The organism is Acidovorax sp. SUPP3334 (genome assembly GCF_030159055.1).
Lineage (GTDB): Bacteria > Pseudomonadota > Gammaproteobacteria > Burkholderiales > Burkholderiaceae_C > Paracidovorax.
This window is the reverse complement of the sequence record NZ_BQXQ01000007.1, coordinates 141,501-153,507: the sequence shown is the minus strand read 5'-3', so window position 1 is coordinate 153,507 and position 12,007 is coordinate 141,501. Positions and strand designations below refer to the sequence as shown.

The window sequence follows — 12,007 nt, the reverse complement described above, 5'->3', positions numbered from 1 at the left end:
GCGACCTTCCAATGTCAATCTGGCATTCTTATGGCTGTTCATCCGGTGGGATCCCTCTGTGACTCTGAAGCGTGTTAACTCCAGTTTCCCAGACCCATTCGGGTGAACAACCTATTGAGACATCACACCTAGCCCTGCTGCGCGATGGGCTGGTGGCCGGCGCCGAACCCGACATGGGCAACTGGCTGCAGGCGCTGGCGCTCATGGCCACCTACGGCAAGCACTTCAGCGCGGCCGAACTCAAGCACATCTTCTCCAGCTGGAACCGGATCGAAGCCGACTGGCTGATCGTCAAGGACCAGGTGCGCCAGGCCATGGACGAGGGCCTGCCGTTCGACACGCCCGCGGTACAGGCACTGGCCTACCGCTGGATGGCGCTCATGCTGCACTGGATGGGCGGCGACGTGGACCTGCTCGAACGCTGGGGCCACATGTTCCGCACCGAGCCCAGCACCCAGGGCCGCAACCATGCGCCGCCCGGCGACATGATCCGCTACATCGAATCCGCCATAGAGCTGCGCATGGACCTGCTGCTGCGCTACCTGGACCGCGACGACCTGCGCCAGCTGGGCCACGTGCACCACACGCAATGGCAGGCGCTGGAGCAGCAGGTACAGCTTCTGCTGGCCGAAGGCATTCCCCCGGGCCATCCCCGCGCGCGGGATGCCGCCGGACAGTGGGACACGCTGTTCGGCACCCTGTGCCGCAACGACGCCGCGCTGCGCGCCAAGCTGATGCGCGCATCGGCCAGCGAGCCATTGCTGCGCGCCGGCTCCCCGCTGAGCGAGCCCGTTCGCAACTACCTGCAGGCCGTGCCGCGCCAGCCGGCGATGGCGCCGTCGGCCTGAAAAAACCGCTTGACCCTCACGTTGCGTGAGGCTTCACAGTCGGCCCCTATCGCTGCCCCTCGTGCAGCCCACGGACCGACCCCATGCCACCTTCACCGCCCAACGACCCGCGCGCCGCGCTGTTCCGGAACCCCGACTTCCGCTGGATGCTCAGCGGCACGGCCCTCACCATGCTGGGCGACCAGTTCACGCTCATCGCCCTGCCCTGGCTCGTGCTGCAGATGACCGGCGACACGCTGGTGCTCGGAACGGTGCTGGCCCTCATGAGCGTGCCGCGCGCGCTGTTCATCCTGGTCGGCGGCGCGCTGGTGGACCGCCACTCGCCCAAGCAGGTGCTGATGCTCACCAAATACGCCAACCTGGCCTTGCTGGGCGTGCTCAGCGCGCTGGTGCTGACCGGCGCGCTCACGCTGTGGATGGTCTATGCGCTGTCGCTGGCCATCGGCCTGGCCACCGCCTTCAGCATTCCGGCCGGCACGGCCATGCTGCCCCACGTGGTGCCACGCACGCAGCTGCAGGCCGCCAACGGCATCAGCATGGGCATCCGCCAGTTCACGATGTTCCTCGGCCCGCTACTGGCCGGGTTGCTGATCGCCCTGTTCGGCGACGGCACCAACGGGGGCGGGGGCGCGGGCGGCACCAGCGCCGGCGCGGTGGGCAACGCCATGGCCAACGCGACCGGCATCGGCGTCGCCTTCGGGCTCGATGCGCTCAGCTTCGGCCTTTCGGCCTGGACGCTGTCCAAGGTGCGCCTGCTGCCAGCGGTGCCGGCCCCGTCCGCCCGCCCCGCCCGCCCCGACGGCACCGCCGCGCCTGCGGTGCTGGCCTCGGTGGCACAGGGTCTGGCGCACTTCTGGCGCGACCGCGAACTGCGCACCTGCTTTCTCTACTGGAGCGCGGTGGCGGTGCTCATCATGGGCCCGCTGCACATCGCCATGCCGGTGCTGGCCAGCAGCCTGCCCCACCTGGGCGCCGCCGCGTTCGGCACGCTGGTCGGGGCGCACGGTGCGGGCACGCTGGCAGGCATGGTGGCCTCGGGCATGCTGCCGCGCCTGCGCTGGGGCAGCCTGGGAATGACACTGCTGGCGTTCGACGCCACCATCGGCCTGCTGTTCATCCCCATGGGCGTGATCGGCGCGCTCTGGCAAGGCATTGCGCTCATGCTGGCCATCGGCCTGCTGGGCGGCTTCATGCAGGTGCGCATCTTCACGTGGATCCAGCAGCGGGTGCCACCGGCGCTGATCGGCCGGGCGATGGCGCTGTTCATGTTCATTTTCATGGGCCTGGCGCCGATTTCCGCCGCCGTCACGGGATGGGTGATGAGGGGCATCACGCTGGCCCAGTTGTTCGCGGGCTGCGGCGGCGCGCTGGTCGTCGTGGCGGCGCTGGCCTTCCTGCTCACGCCGCTGCGCCAAGTGAACGACGCACCCGGCCCGGCGGCCCGCTGAACCGCACCGCTTGCTCGCACGCACGCAGCGGCGTGGTATGACTTGGCGCGGCGTGGCGCAGCGAACGCTCGCGGATGGCGGACAAGCGCTGCGCCGAGGCACCGGGCGCAAGCCACGTATTCGCCGCAGGCTTCTGGCTGGCCGGTACCGGAGGGCGGGCGTACACTGGTCCCCTTCCGTGCGGCGCTGGCGCCGCTGCCGCTGCCTGCCGTCGCTGCCTCGCCCATGAGCCGTCCTGATCTTTCGCTTCTCCTGCCCCCCGGTTCGGAGCCCCCCCCCGAGCCGTCGCCGCCCGAACACCCCGTGCCCCCGCCCGCGCACCGGGCCGAAGGCCCCGTGGCCGCCCTCATCGGCGAACTGCGCGCCTACCAGGCCGAGCTGGAGGTGCAGAACAAGGTGCTGCGCTACAGCCAGACCGCGGCCGAGAGCGCCTCGGAGCGTTTCGAAACGCTGTTCGCCAGCGTGCCCCTTTCGCTCATGGTCCTGGACGAGCACGACATCGTGGTGCAGGCCAATTCGATGGCGCACCGGTCGTTTCAACCCACCGAAGCCGACCGCCCCGTCACCTCGCTGATGCCCTTCGTGAGCGCGGCCGATGCCGACCGGGTGCGCGAGGCCTTCGCCCAGGCGCGCGAGCACGGCCACAGCGAGGCCACCGAAGTGGTCTTTCAGGTCGGCGCTGCGGACGGCAACAGCAACATCACGGGCGATCTGCACATCGCCCGCATCGAGGCCCCGCAGGAAAGCGGCCCGCCGCTGCTGCAGTTCCTGTGCGCGGTGATCGACCAGGGCCCGCTGCTGACCGAGCGCCAGGCGCTGCAGCAAAGCGCGCAGGCCCTGCAGGAGCGCAACGCCCAGCTGCACGCCAGCGAGCGCCGGCTGGAGGCCGTCATCAACTCCGCGCTGGACGCCATCCTCTGCGTGGACCGCTACCAGCGCATCACCGTCTTCAACCCCACCGCCGCGGCGCTGTTCCAGTGCGCCACCGCCGACGCCATGGGCAGCCCGCTGGAGCGTTTTCTGCCCGACGCGGCCCAGGCGCTGGCGTTCGCGCAGCTCACCACGCAGGCCGTGCTGGGCGAGATGGTGGCGCACACCGCCAGCGGCAAGGAACTGGCCGTGGAAGTGAGCATGTCGTTCGAACGCCATGCCGAGGGCGAGACCACCACGGTCTTCGCGCGCGACCTCACGGGGCGCAAGAAAGCCGAAGCCCACCGCAGCGGACTGGAAGCCCAACTGCGCGAATCGCACAAGATGCAGGCCGTGGGCACCATGGCCGGCGGCATCGCGCACGACTTCAACAACATCCTGAGCGCCATCCTGGGCAACGTCGAACTGGCCAAGGCCGATTGCGGCGCCGGCTCGCCCGTGCTGGAGAGCCTGCACGAGATCGACAAGGCCGGGCGCCGCGCGCGCGACCTGGTGCGCCAGATCCTCACCTTCAGCCGCAACGAGCCCCCGCAGCGCACCGCCGTGAGCGTGCACGACGCCGTGCACGACACCGAGCGCCTGCTGCGCGTGACCTTGCCGCCCGCCATCGAACTGCGCGTGCGGCTGGACGGCGAGCTGCCGCCCGTGCTGGCCGACGCCACGCAGGTGGAGCAGGCACTGCTCAACCTGTGCACCAACGCCATCCACGCGATCGGCGAGTCCCGCGGCACCGTGTGCGTGGAAGCCTCCGCCCTCGAACCCGACCTGCGCCTGTGCGAACGGCTGGGCCTGCCCCTGGGCGAATACGTGGCCCTGACCGTGGTGGACAACGGCCCTGGCATCGACGCGGCCACGCAGCAGCGCATCTTCGAGCCCTTCTTCACCACCAAGCCGGTAGGCCAGGGCACGGGCCTGGGCCTTGCCGTGGTACACGGCGTGATGCGCACGCACAGCGGCGCGGTCGACGTACACAGCGTCCCGGGCGAAGGCAGCCGCTTCACGCTGTACTTTCCCATCGCGCCCGACTCCGTGCCCAGCGCCGCGCCCCAGTTGCCCGCCACTGCCGCGCCTGTGCAGGCCCAGCCGGCCCAGCCGGCCGATGCGCGCCTGCGCCACGTCATGTACGTGGACGACGACGAGGCGCTGGTGTTTTTGGTGCGCCGCCTGCTGCGCCGGCGCGGCTACCAGGTGACCGGCTTCACCGACCCGCACGAGGCCACCGAGGCCCTGCGCGCCGACCCCGCCGCCTACGACCTGCTGGTGACCGACTACAACATGCCCGGCTACTGCGGCGTCGATCTGGTGCGCGAGGCCAAGCGCATCCGCCCCGACCTGCCCGTCGCTCTGGCCTCGGGCCACGTGACGGCGGAAATCGAGCAATCGGCCCTGGCGGAAGGCGCCAACGCCCTCATCCACAAGCCCAACGACGTGGAAGAGCTTTGCGCCACCGTGCACCAACTGGTGCATGGCAGCGCAGAGATGCCTGCGCAAGGCACGCCCAGCGGCCTGGGCAATGGCAGCTGAGGCCCCTGCGGCCGGCCACGTCTTCGCCGACGCATCGCTTGACAACTCCCAAAGCGCTTCCGAATGCGAATGCCTGTTTGCCGACGATGACCTGCTCGTGCTGCACAAGCCCTGCGGCCTGCTGTGCGTTCCCGGGCGCGGCCCCGACAAGCAGGACTGCCTGAGCGCCCGCGCCCTGGCCCGGTGGCCCGAAGCGCTGGTGGTGCACCGGCTGGACCAGGCCACCTCGGGCATCGTGCTCATGGCCCGCCATGCCCAGGCGCAGCGCGCGCTGGGCGATGCGTTCGCCGAGCGGCGGGTGGACAAGCGCTACGAAGCGGTCGTGCAGGGCCTGCCCCTCGCGCAGCGGCCCGACACGCACCCATCAGACACCCAACCACCCGACACGCAAACACCCGACAGGCAGTTGCCCGACAACGCCGATACAGCCTCTGAGGTCTGGAACACCATCGACCTGCCGATCGCGGCCGACTGGGACCGCCGGCCGCTGCGCGTGATCGATGCCGCCGCCGGCAAGCCGAGCCTCACGCGGTGGCGCGCGCTGGCCCATGACTGCACTGCGCAGACCACCCGCGTGGAACTGCAGCCCGTCACCGGCCGCACGCACCAGTTGCGCGTGCACTTGGCCGCCATCGGCCACCCGATCCTGGGGGATGCGCTGTATGCCGACCCAGCGGTCCAGGCCCGCGCCCCGCGCCTTTTGCTGCATGCGCGCCAGATCGCGTTCACGCACCCGCGCACCGGGCAACCGATGGCGTTTTCACGGCCTGCACCCTTTTAGTGTTTCAGGCTTCCAGCACAATCAACACTAGGGGGTATAGCTATTATTTTCATAGCATGCTGAACTGCGGAAACTGGGAGCGCCTTGGCCGCCCCCTGTGCCGTGCGCGCGGGCCGCGCAGTACCATCGCCGGATGCCTCAACACCTCACGATCCTGACGGGCGCCTCGCGCGGCATGGGGCGGGCCATGGCCCGCCTGCTGCTCAAGCCCGGCCATGCGCTGCTCACCCTTTCTCGCACCACCAATGCCGAACTGGCCGCCGAAGCCGCGCAAGCCGGCGCCACGCTGGAGCAGTGGGAGCAGGACCTGTCGCAAGGTCTGCACGCCGCCGCCCGGCTGCGCGCCTGGCTGGCCAACGCCCCGGCCGGGCAGTATGCGAGTGCCACCCTCATCAACAACGCCGGCGTGGTCCCACGCATCGCCCCGCTCTCCGGCAGCGATCCGGCCGATCTGGCCCATGCGCTGCGCGTGGGGCTGGAAGCGCCGATGCAGCTGAGCGGTGCCTTCCTGGGTGCCACCGAGAACTGGCCGGTGCCGCGCAAGGTGCTCAATGTGTCATCTGGCCTCGGTCGCCGGGCCATGGCATCTCAAGCATGAAGGGAGTTGAGATAAACCCAACAACAACGCTGCGAAAAATGGGATTTTGGGGAACGTTGGGGAATCGGCTGGAACGGAGCAATGTAATCGGCTTGCAGTGGATGTAATTGCAAACCATCCTGGGCATCAGACCGGCAACTGCATCTGATCGTCGTTCGATTGTTTGGCGAGACGCGCCTTCACCCGGCTGAGGAGTTTACGCATGCCACGCTCGCCCATGCCGTACTTCAAAGCCAACTCTCCATAATTTCCGCCAGTGAATTGGCGGTAGATCTCGATCTCCAACAAACACAGCTTCCGCCGCTGATCCTTCGGGAACGAGATCAGTTGGCCGCCCCAATGGTCTGCGACATGATCCGCAAGCGCGTGGGCCACCAGGCTTGCAGCGACTTCTGGCAGGCCGTATTCAAGCAACAAGTGGCTGACCAAGCGAACCAAGTCTTCCAGCAATTCGTTGCGCCGCTCTGACATGCGGGATTCTTGGCTCATACCGCCTCCTGTGGCTTGAGAGCAGTCAGATCAGCCGCAATGGGCCGCTCCAGCGCCCCCATGAGGCATTCCCAGGCCCACCAGTGCATATCGAAGCCCTGGCCCCGGATCAAATAGCGCTGCGCTTGCAATGCCAGTTCCGCCCGCGCTGGCGACAAAGGTGAAGCGCGATGTGCCGCGATGACTTCCTGGCGCAGAGCGGCCACGGCGGCAGGTAGGCGGCGCATGGTCCATTTCTTCAGGGTCTCGATGAGCTTCTCGATCTTGTCGTCACGCGCCCAGCGCAGATCGTCCACATAGGCGATGCGCTTGACGTAAGCGGCCAGCGCCTTCTCCGATGGATCGCTCACCTCGCCCAACGCATGCAGGAAGAGCCACAGCGCGCGCACTTTACTGGCGTCCCGGTTGATGGTCTGCGGCCGGTCCCCGGCCTTCGGACGAACCACGAAGCCCTTGCTTTTCATGTGCGCCAGCACCCGCTCCATGCTAGGCACATCCATCGCGGCGAGCGATTCAGACCCTCCGATCATGCGCAGGATGTCGCGGTAGGCAAGATCGTCGAGACCGGACAGACGGCCGAGATCGCGCCGCGCCACCTGGATCAACTTGATCAATGTGGTGCGGCGGGCATTGGAAGCGGTTTTGGCGGGGATCATTGACGGTGCTCCAGGTGGCTCACCACTGCCCCCAACAGGGGCAGCAGAAAGCCGGCTGGCTCAGTTCAGCGCATCCTTCAGCGGCTTGCCCGCGGTGAACTTCGGTGCCATGCTGGCCTTGATCTTGAGGGCCTCGCCCGTCTTCGGATTGCGGCCCATGCGGGCCGCCCGCTTGGTCACCGAGAAGGAGCCGAAGCCCACCAGGGTCACGCTGTCGCCTCGTTTCAATGTGTCCCGGATGGACGCCAAAGCAGCCTCCAGGGCAGCGCCCGCAGCCACTTTGGTAATGCCGGCCTGGTCAGCCACGTTTTCGATCAATTCGGTCTTGTTCATTCGCTACTTTCAAGAGTTGGAGAAATCCCGGTGAACGGCACCTGGAACCGGATCGGTCAGCGAACTGGAAACGCCCCGACCTGCGGCAGTTGCGGCCCTGGAAAGGCCGTGGCACCCACCGCTTGCCACGTGTCATCCGTCAGAGGGTCATGCGGCGCCGCCTTCCTTGCGCTCGATGCGTACCAAGGGGTAGCGAATGCTGTCGGTCGAGCTCGCGTCACCAGGGGTCTTGTAGCGCAGCGTGTCGCCCACCACCAGCTTCTCGTGATCGATGACCACGTTGCCGCACCATATCGACGCCTGGAAGGGCTCGCACCCAATCACCGTGCCCTTTGCATCCAGTTCCCAGCGCAGGAAATCCTGGCCGTGGTCCTCAAAGGTCACCACCGTAGCCACCCTGTCCAGATGGCGGATGCGGCGATGCACAGCGCTCGCCACGGTCTTCTGCAGGCCAGGCACTAGCAGCGCCGCAGCGCAATAAGCCCGTTCAAAAGAGCCCACAACGCGAAGGCGGTCGTCCGCCGTGACGTGATAGGTCGGCACGCCGTCATACACGCCGGCCTTGAAAGGGTTGTTGGTCATTTGGTCCTCCAAACCCGGATACCGGCTTCGAGCGTGCGGGTCGCAAGGGTCTTGCCCGTCGCGTCTTTGTAGGCCTTCACGGCGGTGCTGATTGAAGACCGGGCGGCATAAGGAACGAGGAACGAATCGCCCGGCTCCAGCTTGTCCAGCAGGGGCGACCAATCCATCACCTTGACCCCTGATGGAAGGGGTACGCCCTTTTCGATGGGCACTGCGCGCGCATCCATGGTGAAGCGCGGAGATTGCTTTCTGGCCTGCGGAGCCGGAGCCGTAGGCGGCGGGGCGGATGACTCACTGCGGGGCACGGCGCGCCCTTCGGCCGACGCGATGCCCTTGCGCTCCAGCCATCCGTGAAAACCGCCGCTGCCAGGCTGCTCCGGCACATTCAGGGCGACCTTGCCGGCGCGGTAGACCAGCTCGCCGCTCTCGAGGTCCTCGGCGCGCGTCAACAGGCCGGCCTGGACGGCGGGGCCGAGCAGCGTGTGAATGTTGCGGCGATCACAGTCGCATTTGGCGGCGATCAGATCGGCGTCCAGTTTCTCTTCGGAGTGCGCCTGCAGGAACTGGGCCACCTTCCAGGCGACGGAATTCTCGCGTGGGGTGTAGGTAGCGTTCATACGGCCACCATGTCCAGGGGAATCGGTGCATAGCGGTCGGTCGTGCCGATGCGCTCGTAGAACCGGATGTATTGCTTGGTGCCGATCACCTGAACGGACTCGCCGATGGCCGTCATCGCTTCCTTCCAGCGGTCGTCCTTGATCTCCAGCCGGCGCAACGCCAGGATGCGGCCCACGTTGAGGTTGCCTTCCTTGTCGGTCTGGAACGCCTGCTGCACCAGCACCATGATCTCGGGGCGGCTCCCCTGCGCCCACTCGTTGATGCATTCGTCGATCAACGCTTTGGCCGCCTGCAGGCGCTCGTCGAACGTGATGGCCTCGGCCGTGGCGACCTGGAGCTTGTAGGCGCCGTCGAACGTGTGCAAGGTGATGTTGCCTTTCGAGCCGCCGCGCTTGACGCCGTACTGCTCGGCGCTCAGTTCCGCGAATGCGGCCACGTCGCCGAAAATCTTGGCCTTGTTTTCGACCAGCAGGGCGTTGAGGCGCTTGGCGATGGCGACCAGTTCACGCACCAGCCGGTCGCGCTCCTGGTCCACGGGTTTCACCATTTCGATGGGTACGAGGTGGCCCTGCGCGTTGCGCAGATAGCCGTCGGGGATATGGTCTGCCACGATGGGTTCCTTTCAATGGACAGCGGTGGAGCCGGTTGGGGTGGCGGTGGAGGCTTGGAGCATCTCGCCTGCCAGTTGGCCCAGGGTCATGGCGCACACGCCGATGCCGTGGGGCGACAGGGATTGCACGTGGATGCGATAGAGCATCACCAGGGCCTCCAGTACCACCACGGTGCGTCGCGGCTCTGCCTGCCGCAGCACCCGGTCGATGATTTCGGCAGCGAGGGCGCCTGCTTCGTTCTGCAGGTCGGCCGTTGTGAAGTCGTTGGACATGGTTTTTCCTTTCAGAGACTCAGTGCCGGGGGGGAATGTCGATGCCAGCGCCCAGGGCCTTGGCTATCGACTCCACCGTGCGCAGCAGCACCTCGGGGGTTTCGTGCAGCCGCCCCGTTTGCTGGGCAACCGTGAGGTAGGTGGCGAGCAGCGCATCCAGCGTGATATCCACCAGTTCCGCCTTTTCCGCGAGGCATTGCTGGATGGACAGGGAGAGCACCATCACGCGCTCATGCGCTTCGGCGCGGTCGATATCGATGGTCGTGCTTTCGGTCATCAGAGCAGCCCTCCACCGATGCGGCGGGCCGGGAGCCGGTCCAGCTCGGGGCGGATGCCAAGGCACATCTGCTGGCCCACGGCCATGCCCTGCAGGTGAATGCGATCCATGCGGGTGTCCAGCTTGTAGATTTCCGCCGCAGCGATCACCAGCGCCGTCGTCAGCACCAGGACCAACGCGCTCAGCACGACGACGAGGGGGATTCGGGGATAGCGGCGCACCTTCATGGGACCTCCCGGCGGGGTACGACAGACACCACACCTTCAAGGTACAGCGCGCTGATGATGGCTTCGCAGTCGGAGCGGAACTGCCCCCGCATGTGGCCGCGGCTGCCATCGTCCATGCTGATGAGAATGAGGTAGCTGCGCATGCTCATGCCTCCTCCAGATACCAGGGCTCGGCCTGCTTCGGGTTCGCAAGCAGCCATGCCAGCTTCACCCGGTAGCCGTCCCCCATATGGACTGCGTTACCACTCACCAGGATGCGCGCTACCTGGGCGAGATACCTGTAGCCACGGCGCGTGGCTGGCGCGGCGAACGTCATCGTCATGGCATGCCAGCGCTCATCGTCGAAAGCATCGCTGCCCGAAGGCAGGCCCAGCGCGCTGTAGCCATCCAGGATCAGGCGCAGCTGCGCCTGATCGGCGAGTTCAATGTAGAACGGGTACTGAGCACCACCAACGGGAGAAAGCTCATCCGGGGCGCTGCCGAAGGCGCAGCCAAACAGCGTCAATCCATGGTCATTCGCGCGGATGGCTCGCAGCGCGGCGATTTCGTCGTGCAATGGGGTGGTCATGGTCAGCCTTCCGCCTGCAGCACATCGGGCTGCGCCACACGCACCACGTCGCGGTCCACACGCGGCGCACCCAGGGCCGCGGCGGTGTTCAGGCACAGCGTCACCCAGTTGTTCACGTTCAGCGGGTACAGCATCGACAAAGGGGCGCTGCGCCCGCCGCGCTGCACCGTCAGGCGCGTACGCAATTCATCGACGCCCTCAGGCGTCAGGAACTCGTCCAGGGCGCGCCCTGCCGCCTTGACGCGGTGCTGCAGGTAAGCGCTCAGATGCGACTCCAACGGGCCCAGGCGCACGATGCTGGCGCGCTGCATGCTCTCGCGCACGTCGTGGCGCGTTAGCTTCTTCTCCAACTCGGGGTGGCCCATCAGCAGCACGCCCAGCATGGGCTGGCGCCCCAGGCGCATTTCCTCGTTCAGGCGCTTGAGCTGGTTCAGCGTCACAGTGGGCGTGGCGTGCGCCTCTTCGATGATCAGCAGGTGCCGATGCTCCTGCAGGGTGCTTTTTTCCAGCAACTCGCGCACGAACTGGCTGCGCTGCTGGGCGCCTTGCGGCACACGGGCCTTCTTGTCCAACGCGTAGGCAATGGCCGTATACAGGTCGGCGGTGCGCAAGGGGGTGCCCTTGCCCTCACTGTCATCCATGGCCGCCACGCTGGGCCGGATGCACACCACAGGCAGGCGCTCGCGCACGATCTTGTCGCGCATTGCGTCCAGCATGGTCGTCTTGCCCGCGCCGCTCTCGCCGACCACCGCCACCATGTTGCCGCCGATGGCGGCCTGCCAGGCCGCCTGGTGGATGTAGGCGATCTCGCCGCTGGTGAACATGTCGGCATCCGTCTGCACCTCCCCCTCAAAGGGGTTGCGCAGGTGCAGCCTGAACTGCTCCACGGCCTGCAGGGTCAGGGCCGGTTTAGGGATTAACATAGATTCCTCCTCTGGGGTTTCGGTTGGTTTCTGGGCTTCGGGGGCGACCTCGCCAGGCTGTAACCTGGCGGGGTCAACTTCATTGCGGGCTTGCAATGCCTGCAAAACTTGGGATGGCACACCGCGTGCGGCCAGGCAGTCGAGTACGCGGCGCCATACATCAGCGGGGTTGCGCACCGGCAACCGGCCGTACTTGACGATCAGGCACACCGAGGCGCTCGACAGCCCGATGGCTCGGGCCAGGTCCGCCTGGCTGATCGCATGCGCGGCCAGGACCGAGGCCAGCGACAGCGTGGTGGTAGCGGTTGCCACAGAGGGCACG

At 67.0% G+C, this 12,007-nt stretch carries 16 protein-coding genes and 1 pseudogene; 5 read left to right on the top strand and 12 right to left on the bottom strand.

The features are described 5' to 3' along the window. Nucleotides 1-152: 152 nt before the first annotated feature. From AVHM3334_RS05865 to AVHM3334_RS05845, 5 genes and pseudogenes are all read left to right on the top strand, one after another. A complete protein-coding gene (locus AVHM3334_RS05865) occupies nucleotides 153-848 on the top strand; it encodes a TipAS antibiotic-recognition domain-containing protein (protein WP_284410465.1) in 696 nt (231 codons plus the stop codon). Nucleotides 849-931: 83 nt separating this feature from the next. After that, entirely contained in the window at nucleotides 932-2,296 is a 1,365-nt protein-coding gene (locus AVHM3334_RS05860) for an MFS transporter (protein ID WP_284410463.1), read from the top strand. A 225-nt stretch (nucleotides 2,297-2,521) separates the two neighbouring features. Then, nucleotides 2,522-4,750 (top strand): PAS domain-containing hybrid sensor histidine kinase/response regulator, encoded by a 2,229-nt coding sequence (locus AVHM3334_RS05855; RefSeq protein ID WP_284410461.1) that lies wholly within the window; start codon nucleotides 2,522-2,524, stop codon nucleotides 4,748-4,750. Beyond that, the gene (locus tag AVHM3334_RS05850) at nucleotides 4,740-5,531 is read left to right on the top strand and encodes an RluA family pseudouridine synthase (protein ID WP_284410459.1); all 792 of its coding nucleotides are present in this window, start codon (nucleotides 4,740-4,742) and stop codon (nucleotides 5,529-5,531) included. The genes AVHM3334_RS05855 and AVHM3334_RS05850 overlap by 11 nt, the downstream gene beginning before the upstream one ends. A gap of 133 nt (nucleotides 5,532-5,664) precedes the next feature. Continuing rightward, a pseudogene (locus AVHM3334_RS05845) lies at nucleotides 5,665-6,126 on the top strand (SDR family NAD(P)-dependent oxidoreductase); the annotation flags it as partial. A 129-nt stretch (nucleotides 6,127-6,255) separates the two neighbouring features. Here AVHM3334_RS05845 and AVHM3334_RS05840 read toward each other — a convergent pair. From AVHM3334_RS05840 to AVHM3334_RS05785, 12 genes are all read right to left on the bottom strand, one after another. Continuing rightward, nucleotides 6,256-6,618, bottom strand: a complete 363-nt coding sequence (locus AVHM3334_RS05840; RefSeq protein WP_284410457.1) for a Mor transcription activator family protein — start codon at nucleotides 6,616-6,618, stop codon at nucleotides 6,256-6,258. Continuing rightward, nucleotides 6,615-7,274 (bottom strand): gp16 family protein, encoded by a 660-nt coding sequence (locus tag AVHM3334_RS05835; RefSeq protein ID WP_284410455.1) that lies wholly within the window; start codon nucleotides 7,272-7,274, stop codon nucleotides 6,615-6,617. The genes AVHM3334_RS05840 and AVHM3334_RS05835 overlap by 4 nt, the downstream gene beginning before the upstream one ends. A gap of 60 nt (nucleotides 7,275-7,334) precedes the next feature. Further along, nucleotides 7,335-7,607, bottom strand: coding sequence for an HU family DNA-binding protein (locus AVHM3334_RS05830; protein ID WP_284410453.1), 273 nt, complete (start codon nucleotides 7,605-7,607; stop codon nucleotides 7,335-7,337). Between the two features lie 147 nt (nucleotides 7,608-7,754). Then, the gene (locus AVHM3334_RS05825; RefSeq protein ID WP_284410451.1) at nucleotides 7,755-8,189 is read right to left on the bottom strand and encodes a hypothetical protein; all 435 of its coding nucleotides are present in this window, start codon (nucleotides 8,187-8,189) and stop codon (nucleotides 7,755-7,757) included. Then, nucleotides 8,186-8,761: a hypothetical protein gene (locus AVHM3334_RS05820; protein ID WP_284410450.1), complete on the bottom strand. Its 576-nt coding sequence runs from the start codon at nucleotides 8,759-8,761 to the stop codon at nucleotides 8,186-8,188. The genes AVHM3334_RS05825 and AVHM3334_RS05820 overlap by 4 nt, the downstream gene beginning before the upstream one ends. Before the next feature lie 41 nt (nucleotides 8,762-8,802). Next, nucleotides 8,803-9,420: a DUF3164 family protein gene (locus tag AVHM3334_RS05815; protein ID WP_284410476.1), complete on the bottom strand. Its 618-nt coding sequence runs from the start codon at nucleotides 9,418-9,420 to the stop codon at nucleotides 8,803-8,805. Between the two features lie 9 nt (nucleotides 9,421-9,429). Next, entirely contained in the window at nucleotides 9,430-9,690 is a 261-nt protein-coding gene (locus AVHM3334_RS05810) for a hypothetical protein (protein ID WP_284410448.1), read from the bottom strand. 19 nt (nucleotides 9,691-9,709) lie between these two features. Continuing rightward, the gene (locus AVHM3334_RS05805; RefSeq protein WP_284410446.1) at nucleotides 9,710-9,967 is read right to left on the bottom strand and encodes a hypothetical protein; all 258 of its coding nucleotides are present in this window, start codon (nucleotides 9,965-9,967) and stop codon (nucleotides 9,710-9,712) included. Beyond that, a complete protein-coding gene (locus AVHM3334_RS05800) occupies nucleotides 9,967-10,194 on the bottom strand; it encodes a hypothetical protein (protein ID WP_284410444.1) in 228 nt (75 codons plus the stop codon). The genes AVHM3334_RS05805 and AVHM3334_RS05800 overlap by 1 nt, the downstream gene beginning before the upstream one ends. Beyond that, nucleotides 10,191-10,343 (bottom strand): hypothetical protein, encoded by a 153-nt coding sequence (locus tag AVHM3334_RS05795; protein ID WP_284410443.1) that lies wholly within the window; start codon nucleotides 10,341-10,343, stop codon nucleotides 10,191-10,193. Before AVHM3334_RS05795 ends, AVHM3334_RS05800 begins: the two co-directional genes overlap by 4 nt. Beyond that, on the bottom strand, nucleotides 10,340-10,762 hold the full coding sequence (locus AVHM3334_RS05790) for a hypothetical protein (RefSeq protein WP_284410441.1): 423 nt from the start codon (nucleotides 10,760-10,762) through the stop codon (nucleotides 10,340-10,342). The genes AVHM3334_RS05795 and AVHM3334_RS05790 overlap by 4 nt, the downstream gene beginning before the upstream one ends. A 2-nt stretch (nucleotides 10,763-10,764) precedes the next feature. Continuing rightward, on the bottom strand, nucleotides 10,765-12,006 hold the full coding sequence (locus AVHM3334_RS05785) for an ExeA family protein (RefSeq protein WP_284410440.1): 1,242 nt from the start codon (nucleotides 12,004-12,006) through the stop codon (nucleotides 10,765-10,767). Nucleotide 12,007 lies beyond the last annotated feature (1 nt).

Coding starts and splice junctions, on each gene's coding strand:
- AVHM3334_RS05825 (WP_284410451.1), bottom strand. CDS start 8,189: ATGACCAACAACCCTTTCAAGGCCGGCGTGTATGACGGCGTGCCGACC.
- AVHM3334_RS05830 (WP_284410453.1), bottom strand. CDS start 7,607: ATGAACAAGACCGAATTGATCGAAAACGTGGCTGACCAGGCCGGCATT.
- AVHM3334_RS05790 (WP_284410441.1), bottom strand. CDS start 10,762: ATGACCACCCCATTGCACGACGAAATCGCCGCGCTGCGAGCCATCCGC.
- AVHM3334_RS05805 (WP_284410446.1), bottom strand. CDS start 9,967: ATGACCGAAAGCACGACCATCGATATCGACCGCGCCGAAGCGCATGAG.
- AVHM3334_RS05855 (WP_284410461.1), top strand. CDS start 2,522: ATGAGCCGTCCTGATCTTTCGCTTCTCCTGCCCCCCGGTTCGGAGCCC.
- AVHM3334_RS05795 (WP_284410443.1), bottom strand. CDS start 10,343: ATGAGCATGCGCAGCTACCTCATTCTCATCAGCATGGACGATGGCAGC.
- AVHM3334_RS05860 (WP_284410463.1), top strand. CDS start 932: ATGCCACCTTCACCGCCCAACGACCCGCGCGCCGCGCTGTTCCGGAAC.
- AVHM3334_RS05835 (WP_284410455.1), bottom strand. CDS start 7,274: ATGATCCCCGCCAAAACCGCTTCCAATGCCCGCCGCACCACATTGATC.
- AVHM3334_RS05800 (WP_284410444.1), bottom strand. CDS start 10,194: ATGAAGGTGCGCCGCTATCCCCGAATCCCCCTCGTCGTCGTGCTGAGC.
- AVHM3334_RS05810 (WP_284410448.1), bottom strand. CDS start 9,690: ATGTCCAACGACTTCACAACGGCCGACCTGCAGAACGAAGCAGGCGCC.
- AVHM3334_RS05840 (WP_284410457.1), bottom strand. CDS start 6,618: ATGAGCCAAGAATCCCGCATGTCAGAGCGGCGCAACGAATTGCTGGAA.
- AVHM3334_RS05850 (WP_284410459.1), top strand. CDS start 4,740: ATGGCAGCTGAGGCCCCTGCGGCCGGCCACGTCTTCGCCGACGCATCG.